Below are 19,987 nucleotides of genomic sequence, written 5' to 3'. Positions count from 1 at the left end.
AAAGATCCCCCCTTTTCCACCAGTTTACCATATTTATGTAAGTAAAACGCGGGCAAAAGAACACAAAAAAAGAGGAAGGTTCATATTCCCCTTTCCCCTTTGTTGATTATTAAGAGTTTGTTTTATCTGTTGACTCAGAAGATTCATCGTCGGACGGAGTTTCTTCCTTAGAAGGAGTAGACTCATCACTCGCAGGGTCCTCAATCATTTGTTGTTTCGGACTCTTCTTATCTTCTTTCTTTTCATCCGCTGCAGTTTCTTCCTGTAATTCGCTTACTGGTTTGTTAAAAAAGTTAGTCGGATTTACTGGGATACCATCTTTACGGATTTCAAAATGTACATGTGTTCCAGCATCTTCTTGGTACAAGCTTTGTCCAGCCTTGGCAAGAACTTGTCCTTGTTTTACTTTGTCGCCAACCTTAACCTTCACATCTTTAACTGATTGATATTGTGTTACAATACCTTTATCGTGTTCAATTTCAATGACATTGCCAAGGGTAGCGTCTTCTTCCACTCTAGTAACTTTACCGCTAAGAGCAGCTGTTACATCAAAAGTTTCGCCATCTTTGGATGTGAAGTCAACACCAGTATGCGGCTCATAGTTATTGTTGTGAACTACGATTGCTGCTTCCTGTTTTTCTTCACTTGCATTGTCATCATAGAATTCCATTTTGACAACTGCGTCCATTGGATTTTGTACAGGCATCTTCAGGTTTTCTAGACTAGAGTTTACCTCAAGTGCTGGAGTATCGTTCTTTTTACCTGTTAGGTCAGAAGACTCGTAATCGTACTTGTCTGTTGCATTATCGCTGCCTTGGAACCAAAGAACACCTGTCAGAATGATTGCTGCACTTGCAATATAAATGGCTGGAAATACCCAACGCTTTTTGAAAAAGCGTTTAACGCTGGAATCTTGAGAAGATCGTTTGTTTTCTTCCTCTCTCATTTTCATCACCTCAGCAATCATTCTGAACAGATAAGTAGAATTATATACACTAGTAAAAAAAATTTTTCCACTTATTTTTTGAAAGTGCTGAAGTTTTTATGCATACTTGTTAAAAATTTATTTTTCTGGAGGAACATTTTTATGAAAGTCATCAAATGGATCCTGCGAATCCTGCCTTTTTTATATATGGGGGCAATCTGGATTATGTCGAGTCTTCCATCCAACCACTTCGTCGAACTCCCCGATTCCGCGCTCGATAAGACCATTAAGGAATCTCTGCATTTAATAGAGTTCGCTTGTTTTTATGTATTACTAGTTTTGGCCTTCCTTACTCGCCGGGGTCCGTTCACCGTTCGGCTTAATGTCATCTGTGCCGTCATAGCTGGCCTGTACGGGCTGACAGACGAGATTCACCAATCCTTCTACGCTTACCGCTCAGCGTCCTGGTTTGACCTTGTTAAAGACGTTACTGGGATAGTAGTATGCTTCTATTTTATCCAGGGTGCGCTGTTTAAGGGGCGTTTTGTGAGGTTAGGGAAGGTTTTGGGGTATGTGCGGGGATTGTAGGTCCCTAGATTTGTGAAGAAATTGTAGCCATTGCACTTTTTGTGCAGTGGTTTTTTTATTGGTGCTAGATTTTATTTTTAAATGTACCAGTACTGTTTAGGTTCATAGAATTTAAATAATAGTGAGCCATTTTAGGTGATTTTATCTGTAAAAATCTGCGCGCCTCACTGTTGGTTATCGTGGGGTTAATAAGATGAAAATAATCCTGGATTGTATCGGTGAAGGCCGTTTTGGATTCCATTCGACACTTTGAACATCTCCAGGTACCCGCATTATAGGTCATCGGTAAATGATTGCAGCCCGGGCAGTGAACGCCTGTGAGGATTTCTTTATGTGAGAGATTATACTTTTCAAGGAGATCGACATTTTCTGGTGTATGGCTGGTTAATAGGAGTTTGTTTATCTTTCGCAGCTCTTTCTCGTCTAGCAATTCAATCTTATAATCCTTGTCTATTTGGTCTATTTTCTCTAGCAGGTATTCACTGTTACAAACATTCCATTTGTATTTATTATCTTCTTGGATGATGATATTGGACTTTTCATTACTGTTGACGAACAGAAACTGAATGGGTATCCCCGTCATTTTATTCGCCTTTAGCCATTCTCTGAGCTTAAAGGCTTGCAACCTAGCTTGAAAAATAGGATTCTTCGTTCTCTCCAGCTTTCCATTCACATCCACCATGGTCTGATGGAGAACCTTATCGAAATGCCAATCCCTTGACCAATTTTTCACTTCAAGCACCAACGCAAAGTATGCACACAGGATGAGAATGTCAATTTGAAAATAATATTTGCCATGGTATAGGCGAAGATCGTGATAAATTTGGTAGTTGAGGTCTGAAATCGGTTCAAGGTGGAAATTCATCACAGATTCCTCTCCAAGAAATCCTGTCAAACGATTATTGTAATCTGTTACAATCTCGGGTTTTGACAAATTGGTTTCTGGAATCCTCCTTATTATAGCTTGATATTTCTCAATACTCTTCGGCAGCACACATGGCTTTGCTATCATTTGCAACAATCCTTTCTTTTTTTTACAGTAATTCTTCCTTATGAGTGTTGAATCCTTTAAATATATTGTTACAGAAAGGTGTAGTTTTAGGGTACCTGCCAAAATGTGTGCTTTACCTGCGGATTTTATTGGTTTACCGGCATAGTTTGGATTTTACCTGTTTATATCCTTTGTTTATCTGCCTAACAAATCCGAGGCACCCAAACCAGACTCTGAAACAGACAGGCTGTGGCCTGGCTGAGGTATTTGGCTTCCTAATCATGGATATTACACTCAAAATCAATCGAAGATTATAGATGTAGGTTGGTATTTATAGTTACCTTTTTCATTAAAAATCCTCTTCCTGCCAAAATGTGTTCCTTACCTGCGGATTTTACTCACTTACCTGCACAGTTTGGATTTTACCTGCATATCTCCTTTGTTTATCTGCCTAACAAATCACAAGCACCCATACCAGAATCTGAAACAGCCAGGCTGCGGCCTGGCTTAGGTATTTAATTTCCTATATATGAATAATCCACTCAAAATTAAGCGTAGATTATGGATCAGGGCGGGTATTGATAGGTACCTTTTTGTAGTAAAAATCCTCTTCCTGCCAAAATGGGTGCCTTACCTGCGGATTTTACTCACTCACCTGCATAGTTTGGATTTTACCTGCTTATTTCCTTTGTTTATCTGCCTAACAAATCCGAGGCACCCAAACTAGACTCTGAAACAGACAGGCTGCGACCTGGCTGAGGTAATAATTTTCCTATATCTGGGTATTAACCTCGAATTTAAGCGTAGATTATCAATCAGGGTAGTTTTTGATAGGTACCTTTTTGTAGTGAAAAACCTCTACCTGCCAATATGTGTCCCGTACCTGCGAATTTCACTCGCTTACCTGCATAGTTTGAATTTTACCTGCATACATCCTTCATTTACCTGCCTAACAAATCCCCCACTCCCACCGTCACCGTCACCAACCGAGAACCCACAAAAAAAAGCCAGACACCCCAAAAGAGTGCCCAGCTCTCCCAAAAACCATCTATTTCTTCGCCGTAATAGTAGCAAGCATCGTATCCGCACTTGTGACTTCTACGCCCTGATAATAGTGCTTCACGATCTCCTGATAATCCTTGCCATCGGCGGCCATGCCGTTTGCGCCGTACTGGCTCATGCCGACACCGTGTCCGAAGCCGCGCGTGGTGATGACGATGCTGTTTCCTTTCCGCTCCCAGTCAAAGTCTGAGGACCTTAAGTCTAACTTCTCTCGGATTTGTTTTCCGGTCAAAACCTTGCCGTTGAAATCAACTTTAGCGACTCGCTTGCCCGTAGTCCGCTCGACAATTTTTCCAATCGTCCCGCTCGAACCCACTTTTACTCCGAGGGCTGATTCAAATTGTTTGAGTGTTACTTCCTTAACCGAATTAAACTTAGGTGAATTTTTGTCCCATGGGCTGGAAACACTTCGCAAATACGGCATCTCATTGGACCAGTAGTCCTCTGAGTTCTCTGTGTAGCCGTTGCTGGTGGAGAAGAAGGAGGCGTCGATGGCCTGCCCTTCATACGTCAAAATCTGTCCGCTCGTGGCCCGAACCGCTGACAGGATCTTCGAGTAGTTTGATTCAAACTCCATCCCCCAGTTGGCTCTCATTTGCTCCTTGCTTAGGTAAACCTGGTGAATTTGCGTGTCCGTTACTTGTGCACCTTCTGGAACACCAAGATTATCCTTGCTCAGCATTTTTTTTACGATATACGTTCTTGCTGTCAACGCTTGTGCCTTCAAGGCTTCCTCCTTGAACTCAACAGGCATTTCAGCTGCTACAACCCCGACGAGGTATTCTTCTAGTGGAACGTTGTCAATTTGTCCTGCTGATGAGCGGTAAACCGCGACTTCAACGGCGGCGTCCTTTGATGAATTGTCTGCAGTTTCGGAATTTGGGGCTTTGTTGGATAGGTCTTCACCTAATTTGCCGCTTGCCTTCCCGTCACCGAACGGCAGGACGAGGATTGCTGGAATAAGCAGAGTGAGGGCAAATAAGAATGACGCTAGTAGGATGAGTGGTTTGAATTTTTTCATGTAGGAGCCTCCAATTATGAAATTTACGCACCCTTACCTGGGCGCTTTCTCATTCCATCTTATGGGGGCGGACAAGCATTTATGACAAAAAACATAAGACTGAATTTTCTAAAAACAACATATAATAAAAAACCGAAGAATGCATCAACTCGAGATACCCTCTTCGGTTCATTATTTTTATAAAATTACGCGTTTAAATCGGTAATATAACTTTCCACTGCTGGGAAAACTTCTTCTGCTTCCTTTACGCGCTCGATATCTGCACCTAAAGCAGCTAATTTTCCATGGAAGTTTACATAGCCACGGTCTAAATGCTTTAACTCCGTTACGCGAGTGTTTCCTTCAGAAACTAACCCTGTTAAAATCAGAGCCGCTGCGGCACGAAGATCTGTTGCAGAAACTTCCGCACCTTGTAAGTTGGAAGGACCATTTAAAATGACAGAACGGCCTTCAATCTTAATATCAGCATTCATCCGGCGGAATTCTTCGACATGCATGAAGCGATTTTCAAAAACCGTTTCGGTAATCATTGAAGTTCCTTCTGCACGAAGCAGAAGAGCCATCATTTGTGATTGCATATCAGTTGGGAAGCCAGGATGAGGCATCGTTTTGATGTCAACAGCCTTAAGCTTTTCAGGACCGATGACGCGAACGCCATCACCTTCTTCAATAATCGTCACGCCCATCTCTTCCATTTTTGCAATTAAAGAAGAGAGGTGTTCAGGGACAGCACCTTGTACCAATACATTTCCGCCCGTAATCGCACTGGCAACCATAAAGGTACCTGCTTCGATACGGTCCGGAATAATGTTGTGGTCAGCGCCAAACAGTACATCTACACCTTCAATACGAAGAGTGCCCGTGCCTGCGCCTCGGACATTAGCGCCCATTTTATTCAAGAAGTTAGCAAGGTCAACGATTTCCGGTTCCTTTGCTACGTTTTCAATGATTGTCGTACCTTTTGCAAGGGTCGCAGCCATCATGATATTTTCAGTGGCACCAACACTTGGGAAATCCAAGTAAATCTTTGCTCCCTTTAAGCGGCCGTTTACTTCCGCTTCGATAAATCCATTTCCTACTTTAACCTTAGCGCCCATGGCTTCAAAGCCTTTAAGGTGCTGGTCAATCGGTCTAGAACCAATTGCACATCCGCCTGGCAGAGCCACACGTGCTCGGCCATTGCGGGCGAGCAGTGATCCCATCACGAGGACAGACGCGCGCATCTTACGAACGTATTCGAAAGGCGCTTCTTCTTTTAACACTCTAGATGCATCAACGACAACTGTATTATTGTTAAAGGCAACTTCAGCATTCAAGTTGCGCAATACTTCATTAATTGTGTATACATCGGAGAGTGTAGGTACATCACGAATTACACTTTTTCCGTCACTTGCTAATAATGTGGCAGCGAGTACAGGCAGGACCGCATTTTTTGCACCTTCTACTTTAACCGATCCATATAGCCTTTGTCCGCCGCGGACGATGATCTTTTCCAAGAGTATTCCCCTCCGCGTCCATTTTCTCTATATTAATATTCAATCGTAATGATTGGTGTGCCAACTACAATGGTAGTCTTTCCGCCCAATCCTTCGGAGCGTATGCCAATTTGTAAATTCATGTCCTCTGTAATGGAGTTTGAAAACATTGGCGATGCCGCCGAAACAGACATGAAATTATCCTCTTTTAACGCTTCGATTTCTTTTGCTTTAAAAATTTCCATTAAGTCACTAGCAATAGTTGGTACAGCCTTATCAATCTTATCACTGATACTACCCTTCATACCAGAGAAAACTGTTGGATTTCCTCGAAATATGTCGGAAAGCCTATTTTTAAACTGATTCTCCGTGAAAAAGGACTCCATTTCCTTGTTCCACTCGTTACCGCTGACCCTATATACTATATACGCATCTATAGGTTGTTTTGTGTGGGTTGCCATAATTTGAAGCATTTCTTTGTGGTGTTTAGAAGTCGGAGAAACTGCTGTTACTTCCCATTTGTCGCTGGCCCCACTTTCCGACCAATCCCAATCAGGAAATTTATGCTGAAGCTCCTTCACATATTCCTGCACTTCTTTCTCTGTACTCAGGTCAACCAAATGCTCCCTTGCATAAAACGACCATTCTTCGAGCAAAATATCTTCTGTTTGAAATGCGTCAGCGATTTTTACCAATTCGAGACCGCCGCTGGCTTCCGTCATCCGGCTGCCAAATACTGCTATCAAACCAACAATCATCAATATACCTATACTAAAAAGGACTTTCTTTCTCTTCATCTCTACTCTCCCCCTTACTACCATTGTTACCAAGGAGAGAGATAGCATACTTGGGAAATGTCGTCACTTTTTGACAAGCTTTTTGAATCCGAAGAGATCTTCTGAAAATTATTTGTTTCTGCTTTAGAGTCGCTTTCGATTTTCATGACCAAAAAGTTCTTCACATTGAAGTGATTTCGCTTTTACGTTAACTCTATATCTAAGCTGTGAGCTTTGTTTATTTTTTCACACAAAGAGAATTGTACTCAATTTTTCCCGAAAAGGGAACATGTACGAAGACCTAAATTTTTACCAGTTGTATGTATTGTAAAATTAAAGGAAGCTGTCTAGACCACTGAAGGTAGTCTAGGAAGAAATTACTAACCGACGATCCAATGACAATGGCCAACAATATATAAAGCAATCTTGCCTGGAAAACATGGTTTGGTTTCAACAGCTTATCTAAGCGGATAGACTGCAGTGCCCACCATGCCAACGCAATAAAGACCAGATGTGAAAAAATACTAAGCAATGCTATTTGTCCAAAATCATCAACCATCATATGACCTCCTTTTAAGACCAAAAAACATTCTATCATACTGACGGATGAAAGCGTAAAAGGTTTCATTTTTTAATTGTGTCTAATTTGTGACAGTTCTTGGTGCCTGTCACCATTTATGCAAAAACCGGCCTTTATGCAGAATAAAGTGCATAAATGGTGACAGGCACCACCAATAAAAAGAAGAGGCTCCCCCAAGCCTCTTCTTTGCTGTTGCTATATATGTTACCCCTTTTATTCGACCTAGACCGGGTTCTTCCCCCAAAGTTGCCGGCCTATTGTAAGAAGTCTGAGAAATGGTTGAAGTTTTCGTTTACGAAGTCGATGGCGATGTCTGGGAATATTCCAAACAATATAGATGCCGCGACGGTTACGATTAATACAACCAGAATTCCCGCTGGAATCTTTGAAAACTTGCTGTCGTCCGCAGCCGGGCGGAAGAACATTTGTGTCATGATACCGAAATAGTAGAAATACGATACAACTGTTGTCGCAATCATCACGGATGCCAGTACATAATGCGGTTCCTGAACTGTAAAAGCACCGATAAAGATGTTCAACTTCCCGATGAAACCTGCTGTTCCTGGGAAGCCTGCTAATGCAATTAACAGAATACCCATTGATATTGCCAGCACCGGTGAACGGCGGTAAAGGCCAGCAAAATCAGCTATCTTCGTTGAACCTGTTTTCGCCTCTACTAATTGGATAATCGCAAAAGCTCCAAGGTTCATGAACAAGTACGCTAATAAGTAGAACCAAACACTGTAAAAGAAGTTCGAACTGAGTGATGTAAACGCCACAAGAACGTAACCCGCGTGGGCGATACTAGAGTACGCAAACATTCTTTTAATATTACTTTGCTTTAATGCTACAACGTTTCCGATGATCATTGTAGCCGCAGCAATCACAGCGATGTAGTCCTGCATTTTATAAAGAATTGGCATCGAACCTGGTCCTTCTGTTGCTGCCACACCAAAGACTGAAATCATGATGCGGGCTACAATCACAAAGCCAGCTGTTTTCGATACAACGCTCAAGAATGCAGTAACCGGTGTTGGCGCGCCTTGGTAAACGTCTGGTGCCCACATATGGAATGGAGCAGCGGCCAATTTAAAGGCTAATCCAACAAAGATCATTATGAACGCTAAACTGAGCAGATACGCATGCTGTGCGTCAGCTAAGGCCTGAAGTGTTCTTGCGATTGCTAACAGGTTTGTTGTGCCTGTTAAGCCGTATACATAGCTCATACCGAACAAGGTAATTGCAGTCGCAATTGAACCGTTGATGACGTATTTCATCGCTGATTCATTTGACTTTAAGTTGTTTTTGCGGATACCCGCTAGTATATAAGAAGAAATCGATAACAACTCAAGACCGATAAATAATGTGATTAAGTCACCGCTTGAAGTCATAATCATTCCGCCGAGTAATCCGGTTAGGAATAGATAATAAAATTCACCGCGGTATTCTTCCATTCCCTCGTCACCTTTGTAAGAGACCGCTAAAAATAAGACAAGCGCGCCTCCTGTCAGCAGAAGGAATTTGAATGCTTTACCAAAAGAATCAAGACGGAACGTATCCTCTAAAATGGAATCAGGCGCTGCCCCAACTAGTGTCGCTAAGGATGCCATTGCGGCGAAAATCGCGGCAATTCCTATCCAGCCAAGGATGCGGCGGTCTTGTTTTTTCGGCATAAATAAATCTAGTATTGTTATAAGCGCAGCAACACCAACGATGATAAATTCTGGTGTCATGATGCCCCAATTATATGATGTTAAATCCTCAAGACTCATCCTTCGTCACCCTCCTAACCCTAGCATAATCGTTTCAAGTGTGGCTTGAAGCGGTGAGCTTAGAACGCTTGGTACTACTCCGATTAAGACGATTAATGCAGTCAGCACAAGAACCGGTACAAGTTCGACACCTTTTAGGTCAACGAGCCCTGTGAATTCACGGTGTGCTTGGCCGTACGTAATGCTTAAGACGGCACGTAATAAATAAACAGCGGTCATGATAATACCAATACAGCCGACTGCTGCAATCCATGGCATTTCTTCAAACAGCCCTAGGAACGCCATAAATTCACTGACGAATCCAGACATACCTGGTAAGCCTAGTGACGCCAATGCGCCAGCAAGCAGGAATCCTGAAGCAATCGGCATTCCCTTTGCCATACCGCCTAGGTTTTCCATTAATGATGTATCGGTGCGCTCATAGAAAGCACCTACTAAGAAGAACAATAGTGCTGAGATTAAACCGTGTGAGACCACTTGAAAAATAGCCCCTTGCACGCCTGCCTCATTCAACGCTGCTAATCCGATTAACACAATTCCCATGTGAGAAATTGAGGAATACGCCAAGACCATTTTAAAGTCTGTTTGAATGAATGCTAGGAATGCACCGTAAAGCAGGTTGATTACGCCAAGGATGGCTAACAATACCGCTAAGCTTTCAAACTGCTCTGGGAAAATTCCCATACCAAATCGGATTAGACCGTAGGCACCGATTTTCAATAGAATACCAGAGTGAATCATAACGATGGACGGCGGTGCCTGCACGTGAACACGAAGCATCCAGCTGTGTAATGGGAAGATTGGCAGCTTAACACCAAAAGCGACTAAGAGCGCAATCAATAAGCCCATTTTTAAACCGCTTGTCATTGGAAGATTCGCATCCCCCATGATTTGCGTGAGCATTTCAATATTCGTGGTACCAGTTTTTGAAAACAGAACCATAATCACGATCAACAAAACCGCTGAACCTAATCCGTTATAGATTAAGAAGCTGTATGCCGCTTTTTCTTTTTCAAAATAACCCCATTTTCCGATTAAGAAGAAGGTTGGAATTAAGGTAATTTCAAAGAATAAGAAAAATAGAACTAAGTTTTCTGCTGTAAATACTCCAAGCATTCCAATTTCTAAAAGCAGGAACAACATGAAGTAGCCTTTCCATTCTTTTTTAATATAAATGGAGGCAATTGCTGCAAGTGTTGCAACGACAGCCGTTAGGAGTACTAACAGCATTGAAAAGCCGCTGACACCAAGTTCATAGTTAACTTTCCAGAATCCTGCTTCAGTACCTTGCAGGCCGCCAAATGTAATCCAATCCTTCGCAACGCTAAAGTCGCTTAACGCTTTCCCTGCTAGATAATGTAGATAAAGGCCGATTGCAATAACCAGTGCTGGCAGTGTCGCTAGGAAGCCGACGATTTTAATACTTTTTTCTTCTGTTTTAGGCATGAAGGCTAAAACAATAATTCCGAGTAACGGGGAGAATACTAATAGTGATAGAACGAAAGAAAGATCCATTTATAAGTACCCCCCTGTTAGTACAAAGATGACGGCTAATAGTGCCATACCAACGAATGCTACAGTCACATAGGTTTGTGTTTGACCTGTCTGCAGCTTTGAACCTGCAGCTCCAAGGCCCTGCACAATCCCTGCCACAGCTTTCATGATTCCTTCCACTAAGAAGACATCAATGAAACGCAAGAAGTAGCTGATTCCTTTTGTAAAAGCAACGACTGACATTTGATAGAATTCGTCAATGTAATATTTGTTCAGTAAAATGCTGTGAAGCGTATCGCCGCTGCCTGACAGCCAGTTGCGCGCGATTGAACGCTTATAGTAAATCAGATAAGCAAGGTAAATACCTGCTAAAGATACAACCGTTGCTGCAATCATAATCCAAATTGGACCTTCGACGTGTCCATGACCAAGTGCTTCGTTGCCATCAACCAGCCATTCACCAAGATTATGATTAAATGGTGTTTGCACATAACCAGCGATAATCGCTAATACACCTAGAACGATCATCGGGAAAGTCATCATCGATGGTGATTCGTGAACATTTTTCAAAGGTGTCCGCGCTTCTCCTGTAAAAACCATGAAGAATAGGCGGAACATATAGAATGCGGTCATAAATGCCGCTGCAAGCGCCAGCAGGAACAGAACAGGATGTCCTCCCTCCCAGGCTGATATTAAAATTTCATCTTTACTGAAGAAACCTGAAAACAATGGCACACCGCTGATTGCGAGTGTTCCGATTAAGAATAATGGTGCGGTAAGCTTTAGCTTTTTCCATAGGCCGCCCATTTCCTCGATATTCTGCGTGTGTACCGCATGAATGACGCTTCCGGCTGCTAAGAACAGCAACGCTTTAAAGAAAGCATGTGTCATCAAGTGGAATACACCAGCCACATAGCCTGCAGAGCCAAGCGCAAGCATCATATAACCAAGCTGGCTGACCGTCGAGTAGGCAAGAACACGTTTAATATCTGTTTGTACAAGACCGATACTAGCTGCAAAAATTGCCGTAAACGCACCAATGACTGCAACGGTTAAAAGTGCTGTTTCACTCGCTGCGAACAGCGGGAAAAGCGAAGCAACTAAGTAAACCCCGGCAGCAACCATGGTAGCGGCGTGGATTAAAGCAGAAACCGGTGTCGGACCTTCCATCGCGTCCGGCAGCCATGTGTGAAGCGGGAACTGACCTGATTTCCCAACAGCACCGACAAAGATAAGGATAGCTGTTAAGGTAATCATCGCAGTCGAAACAGCGCCAGCCTCAACGGCCTCGAAAATCTCGCTGTATTCAAAGCTTTTTGTTTCCCAAAATAATAAAATCATCCCGATTAAAAGACCTACGTCTCCGATACGGGTCATAATGAACGCTTTCTTTGCCGCAGCCTTCGCTTCTTCTTTGTAGAAATAGAATCCGATTAAGAGGAAGGAACCGACTCCGACGAGCTCCCAGAAAATATAGGTTTGCAGCAGGTTTGGCGAGATCACAAGCCCAAGCATCGCAAACGTAAATAGTCCTAAATAGGCATAGAATACTGGAAACCGCTCATCCCCGTGCATATATCCTTTTGAATAAGTATGTACCAGGAAGCTGACGAGCGAGACAATTACAAGCATTAATGCATTCAATTGATTCACTTCAAAGCCCGCTGTTAAAGAAATATCTCCTATCTTGAGCCACTCCGTTGAAGTCTTAAACGTGGGTTCTGTGAAACGCTCGAACAACACCAACAACGAATATACTAAGGCAGCAAGCGTCAACAGAATACCGACATACGCACTGGCATCCTTCAGCCGCTTACCAAATAGAAGAAGAATCAAAAACGAAAGTAGCGGGAAAAGCGGTATGATCCATGCATTTTCCATCATCATCACAATCCCCTTTTTAAAAATGGTGCCTGTCACCCACGGTGAATCTTTCAACAAAATTCACCGGCGTGGACAATGTCCACTTAAGTCGCACACCAATTATTACCAATTTGTCCGCCTGAGACGGACAGTGTCTTTCTGCGGTGACAGGCACCGCAGGTTCTAAAAAAAATTCCAACTTACTATTAACTAGTTTTTCATAGTGTCCATATCGTCGATGTTGACGGTTTTGCGATTGCGGTATAGAGCGATCAAAATAGCTAGACCGACGGCTGCTTCTGCAGCGGCTACGCTAATCGTGAACAGAGCGAAGATTTGACCGGTGATGGACGGTGCCACCCCGTATTTGCTGAAGGTTACCAGGTTAATGTTAACGGCATTCAGCATTAATTCGATGGAGATGAGGACGATGACGGTGTTTCTTTTTGTCAATGCCCCGTATAAGCCGATACAGAATAAAATCAGTGCGAGTGCCAAGAAGGCTGAAGCCGGAACTGAACTCATTCCTTGTCACCCTCCTTCTCGTCTTTCTTCGCGAGAATAATCGCTCCGACAAGTGCGACTAATAGTAAAACAGAAGTTAATTCAAATGGAATTACCCATTTCGAATACAACGCTTCCCCAATTTTCATGGTATTGTCCACATGTAAATCGGTTGGTACCTGTACCACATTGAAATCATAGATTCCAATGTAAACAGCCGCTGCAAATCCGATTACACCTAGAAATAATAGAACCTTTCTTCCTTTGCCAGTGGTTGTTTCCCCTTCATCATCATGCTTCGTTAACATAATCCCAAATAACATGATAATGGTAATCGCACCAGAATAAATCAGGATTTGAACCGCTGCGACAAATTCAGCTGACAGCAGCACGTAAATACCGGCAATGCTGACGAACGTAAAAATGAGGGCCACGACCATGTGCACGACTTTGGTAAGGTTCAATAACAGGACGCCGCCAATGATAGCGACTAGGGCGAGGCCCATAAATGCGATAAACTCGCCTGATATTGTCATGGTTTATTCACCTGCCGTACGTTTTCGTCGTTCTCATCTAACCATTCAAGGTTTTTAAATAACATATCACGGCTGTATGACGCTAACTCAAAGTTATTGGTCATGACAATCGCTTCAGTCGGGCAAACCTCTGTACAGAGGTCGCAAAGAATACAGATCTCAAAATTGATATCATACGTATCAATGATTTTCCCTTTTTTCGTTGGATCCGGATGTTTTTTACCCGTTAAATTAATACATTCTGTCGGGCAAATGTTCATGCATTGATTGCACACGATACACTTTTCCGGATAGAATTTTTGAATTCCGCGGAAGCGGTCCGGAAGCGGAAGCGGCTCATCTGGATAATTATAGGTTACCTTTTCCTTCGTAAGCTGTTTAAGGGTATATTTCAAGCCTTTTGTAAATCCAAGCACGTTTTTCACCCCTTTGTTTATTTAGAATTACTCTAATATGGTGCCTGTCACCGAGGCGCAGTCACCTAGAAAAATAACGTTTTGATTAGCGCTGTTAAGAATATGTTTGCTAATGCTACTGGGAATAGTACTTTCCACGCGAATTCCATTAATCGGTCGATTCTAAAACGTGGGAGTGTTGCCCGTAACCACATGTAAACAAAGACAACGACGCAAAACTTGATTGCAAACCATACCGCACCAGGAATAAATCCTAAGATCTCAAGCGGCGGCAGCCATCCTCCTAAGAAAAGGACCGTCACCAATGAAGACATCGCGAACATGTATACATATTCTGTGAGCATAAAGAATGCCCAGCGGAATCCGGAATATTCAACAAAGTATCCGGCAACCAGTTCGTTCTCTGATTCCGGAAGGTCAAATGGTGTCCGGTTTAATTCTGCAATCGATGCGATAAAGAACACGACAAACGCAATCGGCTGATAAAGAATGAACCAGCCATGCTCTTGCTTCACTACAATATCCGTTAAATTCAAGCTTCCGGTTAAAAGAATGACACCTAACACAGACATAACAAGCGGAATCTCATAGGAAATCATCTGTGCGCCTGCACGCATGCCCCCAAGGAGTGCGTATTTATTGTTAGACGCCCATCCGCCGAGAACCATACCGAATATCGTCATACCAGATACAGCGATATAGTAAAGCAAGCCAACCCCGATATCGGCAAATTGGAATTTGTCTGTAAACGGGATGGTCGCAAGGACCATAAACGCTGGTGTAAAGGCAATGATTGGCGCTAGGATAAATAACGGCCTGTCAGCTGCCTTTGGAATTACGTCTTCTTTAATTAACAGTTTCAGAACGTCGGCTACCGTCTGCAATAATCCCCATTTACCGCCAAGCTGGTTTGGGCCGTGACGAGCCTGCATGTATCCTAAAACCTTACGCTCTGCTAAAATCGCATAGGTTACAAAACCTAATACTACTAAAAGTAAGACAACGGCAAGCAAAAAGAAGATTCCAAAGTTCATCAAGCCGGGACTTGACTGGAGCAACTCTTCAATCATTAGCCGTCCACCTCCCCAAGGACAATGTCAACTGCCCCTAAAATCGCAATCAAGTTTGCAATGTTTTCGCCTACTAATAATTTAGGGAGAATTTGCAGATTATAGAATGAAGGTCTTCTAAACTTCAAGCGATACGGTTCTTTTTTACCGTCACTTGAGATATAGCAGCCAATTTCTCCGCGTGGAGATTCGATTCTTACAAAAGCTTCCCCTTTTGGTGCTTTAATAATTTTTGGCACCTTGGCCATGATCTCGCCTTCAGCAGGGAATTGTTCACAAGCCTGCTCAAGGATTTTCAAGGATTCTTCGATTTCTTCAAGGCGCACATGGTAGCGAGCCAAGCAGTCGCCTTCTTCCCTTGTGATAACATCAAAGTCAAAGCGGTCGTAAATTGAATATGGTTCATCTTTACGAAGATCCCATTTCACTCCGGTGCTGCGAAGGTTTGGACCGCTGAGTGAATAGTTGATGGCTTCTTCTTTTGAATACACGCCAACCCCTTTTACACGGTCTAAAAAGATTTCATTTCCAGATACAAGGTTATGGTAGCCTTTCAGCTGTTCTCTTAAATAAGGAACAAACTCCCTTACTCCGTCAACCCAGCCTTCTGGAGCATCCCACTTAACCCCGCCGACACGCATATAGTTAAAGGTCAAGCGCGCACCTGATAATTCGTTCAGCATATTGATAATCATTTCACGGTCACGGAACGCATAGATGAACGGACTTGTCGCACCCAAGTCGAGGATGTATGTTCCCCAAGCAACCAGGTGGCTCGCGATACGTCCTAATTCCATCGCCATAACACGAAGGTATTCCGCACGGTCCGGAATTTGAATGCCCATCATCGTTTCAACGGCATGGCAAATCACATAGTTATTTGTCATCGCAGACAAATAGTCCATGCGGTCTGTGTAAGGGATAATCTGTGTATACTGCAGGTCTTCTGCCAGCTTTTCTGTTCCGCGGTGTAAATAACCGATGACAGGAGTCGCCTCCGTAATGATTTCCCCATCGATTTTAACGACAAGCCGGAATACTCCGTGCGTACTAGGATGCTGAGGACCGACGTTAAGCAGCATTTCTTCTGTTCTGATCATTGGTTACACCTCCACATCATACTGTTCATAATCTTTACGCAGTGGATGGCCAACCCAATCTTCTCCAAGCAAGATCCGATGTAAATTCGGATGTCCGGTAAACTTTATTCCTAATAAATCATAAGCTTCGCACTCAGGCCAGTTGGCTCCTGCCCAAATTGGCTGCAAGGACTCGATTGTTGGTTCATCGCGGTCAATCTTCACTTTTAACGCCACAGATTGGCGATTTTTGTATGAGAATAAGTGAACATATACTTCCATATGTGTGACAAAATCAGTTCCATGCAGCTCAGATAGATAATCGAAGCCCAGGAGCTCATTATATTTTAAAAATTGAGCTACCTTGAAATATGTATCTTTCTTCGCAACAAGTGTCGGAACGTCTTTCGACAATTTATTAATATAAGAATCTTCTAAAACATCTGAACCCAAGTTTTCCTCAATCACTTTCCTATACTTGTCTAGGAAGTGTTGATTTGGTGATGGCTGTTCGGCCGTATCGGCTGGCGATACGTCGCCGCCCTTTGCTGCGCCTGCTGCTTTTGCCTTCGCTGCTGCCGCTGCCTTTGCTTTCGCTACAGCTGCCGCTTTTGCTTTGGCTTTTTCATCATCGCTGCCCGATACAGTGTCACCCGTACCAGCTGCCTTCGCTTTCGCCGCTGCTGCAGCCTTTGCTTTTGCTGCCGCCGCTGCTTTTGCCTTGGCCGCTGCTGCCGCTTTCGCCTTCGCGTCATCTCCAGCAGGTTCATCAGCCGGTGCTTCACCTGCAAGCTCCATTGCCTTCCGCTTGGCTGCTGCCGCCGCTTTTGCTTTCGCTACTGCCGCTGCCTTTTTCTTCGCAAGGTCATCGCCATCATCGCCCGCCTCAGCTGCTGGGGTTTCCTCTGCAGGTGCTGATTCTCCCGCTAACTCCATTGCTTTCCGCTTGGCCGCTGCCGCCGCTTTTGCCTTTGCTACTGCCGCTGCTTTCTTTTTCGCTAGATCGTCGCCGTCATCGCTTGCTTCAGCTGCTGGGGTTTCCTCTGCAGGTGCTGATTCTCCCGCTAACTCCATTGCTTTCCGCTTTGCTGCTGCCGCTGCTTTTGCTTTCGCTACCGCCGCTGCCTTTTGCTTTGCTAAATCGTCGCCGTCATCGCTCGTTTCGGCTGAAGCTGGTGCGGTTTCAACCGGAGCAGGAGCTTCTTCCTCTACGATACCCTCACGCTTTTTCTTAGCGAGTGCAGCTGCCTTTGCCTTCGCAGCTGCCGCGGCCTTCTTCTTCGCAAGGTCTGAACTGTCTTCAGCAGGTATTTCAGCTGGCTTGGCAGACTGCCCTTCCGGAGCCGAAACTTGTTCAGAAGGTTTGTCCTCCTGCTTTGGAGCAGATGGAGATTCCCCAGCAGCTTTCGCCTGACGCTTCGCTAACGCTGCCGCCTTTGCTTTCTCAGCCGCTTCTCTTTTTAATTGATCGAGATCCTTTTCCCCGCTCATCGGTTAGATCACCTTCTTCCCAGTCTTCGCCTCATAGCGAATCTTTTCCTTTAACTTATTAATTCCATAAATTAATGCGGCCGGGTTTGGCGGACATCCAGGGATATAAACATCAACCGGAACAATCTGGTCAACACCCTTCACGACCGAATACGACTTCACATACGGTCCTCCTGCTGTTGCACAAGATCCCATTGCAATAACCCACTTCGGCTCTGGCATTTGATCATACAAACGGCGGACAATCGGCGCCATTTTTTTCGTCACCGTACCAGACACAATCATACAATCCGACTGCCGCGGCGACGTCCTAAAAATCGTCCCAAAGCGGTCAAGGTCATAGTTTGCTCCACCCGTACCCATCATTTCAATCGCACAACAAGCCAGACCAAACGTCATCGGCCACAAAGAATTACTTCGTGCCCATGCCTTGATTTGCTCCAGCGTCGCAAAAAATACATTTCGCTCTAACTCTTTCATTTCCTGTGGTGAAAGGTCATCTAGTTTTAAGTCCATCGTAGCACCTTCTTCTTCCAAGCGTAGATTAAGCCAATTAACAGCATAATTACGAAAATCAACATCTCAATTAACGCAAAAATTCCTAATCTGTCATAGGCAACCGCCCATGGATATAAAAACACAGTCTCTACATCAAAAATAACAAACATAAGGGCGAAAATATAATAGCGGACATTAAACTGTACACGGGAATCGTGAAATGGATCAATACCGCTCTCATACGTGGTATACTTCTCGACACTCGGCTTATGAGGACGCAAAAGCTTACCTAAAAATAAAGCCACCAACGGCAGCAGCACCCCTAGACAGAGGAACACAAAAACTATCAGATAATTATTCTGATATAAATTCAAAAGTTCCAAGTCCATCCCCTCCAATGTTGAAAATTTTCATACAAATGAAACTTGTAACCGATAACATTATAGCACTGTTACAAACCTGTGTCGACAACACCACCCCATTAAAATTGGAAATTCTATCGCCGCAAAACTTCCCAATCCAAGCGATTGAGAGCTTGCTCGCAAAATCGCCTTGGATTGGGGAGTTTTGCAAGCTGGAGCGTTAGCGGAAGCGCAATGGGCGTTAGCCCATGGCGATAGAATTTCCAATTTTGTCGGCAACCTGGTTTTGCGACACAAGGGCCCCACCCCCCTGAGCGTTTGCGTGATCTCGCAGAGAAACTCCCTGAAATCACCCCAAAGATGACGCAAGAGCGAACCGGCAAAACCCTGAACCTAATGCACGTGATCTGAAGCGGAGCGGAAGATGACGTGCATAATAATGAGGCTCGCAAGAGCCGCAAGTGTTCCCTATACCGACATTTAACAACATAGTTCACCAACTGTCAGTGAGAATTGTCATAAAAAGTCCACCAAACCTTAACTCTTTATACAAATAAATTTAAATACTGTACAACCCGTCACCAACATCATATTCACCATAACCCAATTCATTCAATAATTTCTATTAAAATGGAAGAATTATAATAAACATCATACTAAATTCCTATAAATGCCAGTCGCTAGACTGCCCCCTCGACATTCTCCCATTCCGAGATCGCTTCGGCATCCACGAACCCATCTGAAATCCCAATCTCCCCCTCTTACCTGCATATTATCCTCCTCTTCCTGCCTAATTCACACTCTTACCTGCAAGTATTTCAATTCACCTGCATAAACCCTTTGTTTACCTGCCTAACAAAAATCCAACACCATACCAAACACCAAAAAAGACTAGTCGCAAGACTGGCCCATCGTCATTTTCCCATTCCCTAATCGCTGCAAGCACTCCCATCCCTAATTGAAATCCCCATTATCCCATCTTACCTGCATATTATCCTCCTCTACCTGCATAATCCACACCCTTACCTGCCTATTTTTCAATTCACCTGCATAAACCCTTTGTTTACCTGCCTAACTAAATCTAACACCGCTCCAAACACTAAAAAGGCCAGTCGTAAGACTGGCCCATCGTCATTTTCCCATTTCCTGATCGCTTCGGGCACTCCCATTCCCAATTGAAATCATAATCTCCCCCTCTTACCTGCATATTATCCTCCTCTTCCTGCCTATTCCACACCCTTACCTGCCTATTTTACAAATTCACCTGCATAACCCCTTTGTTTACCTGCCTAACAAAAATCCAACACCATACCAAACACCAAAAAAGCCAGTCGCAAGACTGGCCACGCCGTTTTCCTTACCCATAAAACATAAAATCGACCCAATCCCTACTATAATATAAGCTTTATATCTCCCCTCACCATCATACAAAAAGTGAAAAAACTCGAGCCTAAACTCAAGTTCCTCCATTCACATCCATATAA

The 19,987-nt window shown here is 43.7% G+C and carries 20 protein-coding genes; 1 reads left to right on the top strand and 19 read right to left on the bottom strand.

Annotated features, from left to right (window positions below):
- Positions 1-109: 109 nt before the first annotated feature.
- Positions 110-946, bottom strand: a complete 837-nt coding sequence (gene spoIIQ / locus SFC47_RS15550; protein ID WP_411255204.1) for a stage II sporulation protein SpoIIQ — start codon at positions 944-946, stop codon at positions 110-112.
- 141 nt (positions 947-1,087) lie between these two features.
- Between spoIIQ and SFC47_RS15545 the strand changes: the two genes are divergently transcribed.
- Entirely contained in the window at positions 1,088-1,513 is a 426-nt protein-coding gene (locus SFC47_RS15545; protein WP_411255203.1) for a VanZ family protein, read from the top strand.
- Between the two features lie 64 nt (positions 1,514-1,577).
- Here SFC47_RS15545 and SFC47_RS15540 read toward each other — a convergent pair whose 3' ends face one another.
- The 18 genes from SFC47_RS15540 to SFC47_RS15455 form a co-directional block, all read right to left on the bottom strand.
- Positions 1,578-2,525 carry a nuclease-related domain-containing protein gene (locus tag SFC47_RS15540; protein ID WP_411255202.1) on the bottom strand — a complete coding sequence of 316 codons (948 nt, stop codon included), beginning with the start codon at positions 2,523-2,525 and terminating at the stop codon, positions 1,578-1,580.
- Positions 2,526-3,552: 1,027 nt separating this feature from the next.
- The gene (spoIID, locus tag SFC47_RS15535) at positions 3,553-4,587 is read right to left on the bottom strand and encodes a stage II sporulation protein D (protein WP_411255201.1); all 1,035 of its coding nucleotides are present in this window, start codon (positions 4,585-4,587) and stop codon (positions 3,553-3,555) included.
- A gap of 185 nt (positions 4,588-4,772) precedes the next feature.
- Complete coding sequence (murA, locus tag SFC47_RS15530) at positions 4,773-6,083, bottom strand: UDP-N-acetylglucosamine 1-carboxyvinyltransferase (RefSeq protein ID WP_411255200.1); 1,311 nt, start codon at positions 6,081-6,083, stop codon at positions 4,773-4,775.
- 32 nt (positions 6,084-6,115) lie between these two features.
- A complete protein-coding gene (locus tag SFC47_RS15525) occupies positions 6,116-6,859 on the bottom strand; it encodes a YwmB family TATA-box binding protein (protein WP_411255199.1) in 744 nt (247 codons plus the stop codon).
- Positions 6,860-7,139: 280 nt separating this feature from the next.
- Positions 7,140-7,397 carry a DUF1146 family protein gene (locus tag SFC47_RS15520; RefSeq protein WP_411255282.1) on the bottom strand — a complete coding sequence of 86 codons (258 nt, stop codon included), beginning with the start codon at positions 7,395-7,397 and terminating at the stop codon, positions 7,140-7,142.
- Positions 7,398-7,672: 275 nt separating this feature from the next.
- On the bottom strand, positions 7,673-9,190 hold the full coding sequence (nuoN, locus tag SFC47_RS15515) for an NADH-quinone oxidoreductase subunit NuoN (RefSeq protein WP_411255198.1): 1,518 nt from the start codon (positions 9,188-9,190) through the stop codon (positions 7,673-7,675).
- 6 nt (positions 9,191-9,196) lie between these two features.
- A complete protein-coding gene (locus SFC47_RS15510; protein ID WP_411255197.1) occupies positions 9,197-10,705 on the bottom strand; it encodes an NADH-quinone oxidoreductase subunit M in 1,509 nt (502 codons plus the stop codon).
- Positions 10,706-12,568 carry an NADH-quinone oxidoreductase subunit L gene (nuoL, locus tag SFC47_RS15505; protein ID WP_411255281.1) on the bottom strand — a complete coding sequence of 621 codons (1,863 nt, stop codon included), beginning with the start codon at positions 12,566-12,568 and terminating at the stop codon, positions 10,706-10,708.
- Positions 12,569-12,757: 189 nt separating this feature from the next.
- Positions 12,758-13,072 (bottom strand): NADH-quinone oxidoreductase subunit NuoK, encoded by a 315-nt coding sequence (gene nuoK, locus SFC47_RS15500; protein ID WP_045518735.1) that lies wholly within the window; start codon positions 13,070-13,072, stop codon positions 12,758-12,760.
- Positions 13,069-13,587, bottom strand: coding sequence for an NADH-quinone oxidoreductase subunit J (locus SFC47_RS15495; RefSeq protein WP_411255196.1), 519 nt, complete (start codon positions 13,585-13,587; stop codon positions 13,069-13,071). The genes nuoK and SFC47_RS15495 overlap by 4 nt, the downstream gene beginning before the upstream one ends.
- Positions 13,584-14,003: an NADH-quinone oxidoreductase subunit NuoI gene (gene nuoI, locus SFC47_RS15490; RefSeq protein WP_063255622.1), complete on the bottom strand. Its 420-nt coding sequence runs from the start codon at positions 14,001-14,003 to the stop codon at positions 13,584-13,586. The genes SFC47_RS15495 and nuoI overlap by 4 nt, the downstream gene beginning before the upstream one ends.
- A gap of 65 nt (positions 14,004-14,068) precedes the next feature.
- Positions 14,069-15,073, bottom strand: coding sequence for an NADH-quinone oxidoreductase subunit NuoH (gene nuoH / locus SFC47_RS15485; RefSeq protein WP_411255195.1), 1,005 nt, complete (start codon positions 15,071-15,073; stop codon positions 14,069-14,071).
- Positions 15,073-16,173, bottom strand: a complete 1,101-nt coding sequence (locus tag SFC47_RS15480; RefSeq protein ID WP_411255194.1) for an NADH-quinone oxidoreductase subunit D — start codon at positions 16,171-16,173, stop codon at positions 15,073-15,075. Before SFC47_RS15480 ends, nuoH begins: the two co-directional genes overlap by 1 nt.
- Before the next feature lie 3 nt (positions 16,174-16,176).
- On the bottom strand, positions 16,177-17,643 hold the full coding sequence (locus SFC47_RS15475) for an NADH-quinone oxidoreductase subunit C (RefSeq protein ID WP_411255193.1): 1,467 nt from the start codon (positions 17,641-17,643) through the stop codon (positions 16,177-16,179).
- A 3-nt stretch (positions 17,644-17,646) separates the two neighbouring features.
- Entirely contained in the window at positions 17,647-18,159 is a 513-nt protein-coding gene (locus tag SFC47_RS15470; protein ID WP_063254614.1) for a NuoB/complex I 20 kDa subunit family protein, read from the bottom strand.
- Entirely contained in the window at positions 18,150-18,524 is a 375-nt protein-coding gene (locus tag SFC47_RS15465; protein ID WP_411255192.1) for an NADH-quinone oxidoreductase subunit A, read from the bottom strand. Before SFC47_RS15465 ends, SFC47_RS15470 begins: the two co-directional genes overlap by 10 nt.
- 1,016 nt (positions 18,525-19,540) lie before the next feature.
- Positions 19,541-19,672 (bottom strand): hypothetical protein, encoded by a 132-nt coding sequence (locus SFC47_RS15460; protein WP_411255191.1) that lies wholly within the window; start codon positions 19,670-19,672, stop codon positions 19,541-19,543.
- Between the two features lie 112 nt (positions 19,673-19,784).
- Positions 19,785-19,973 (bottom strand): hypothetical protein, encoded by a 189-nt coding sequence (locus tag SFC47_RS15455; RefSeq protein WP_411255190.1) that lies wholly within the window; start codon positions 19,971-19,973, stop codon positions 19,785-19,787.
- Positions 19,974-19,987: the final 14 nt, after the last annotated feature.

Source organism: Neobacillus niacini, from assembly GCF_046591715.1.
In the GTDB taxonomy this organism is placed as follows: Bacteria; Bacillota; Bacilli; order Bacillales; family Cytobacillaceae; genus Neobacillus; species Neobacillus niacini_L.
Note: the sequence above shows the minus strand (reverse complement) of the source record. Positions and strands in the feature narration are given on the sequence as shown.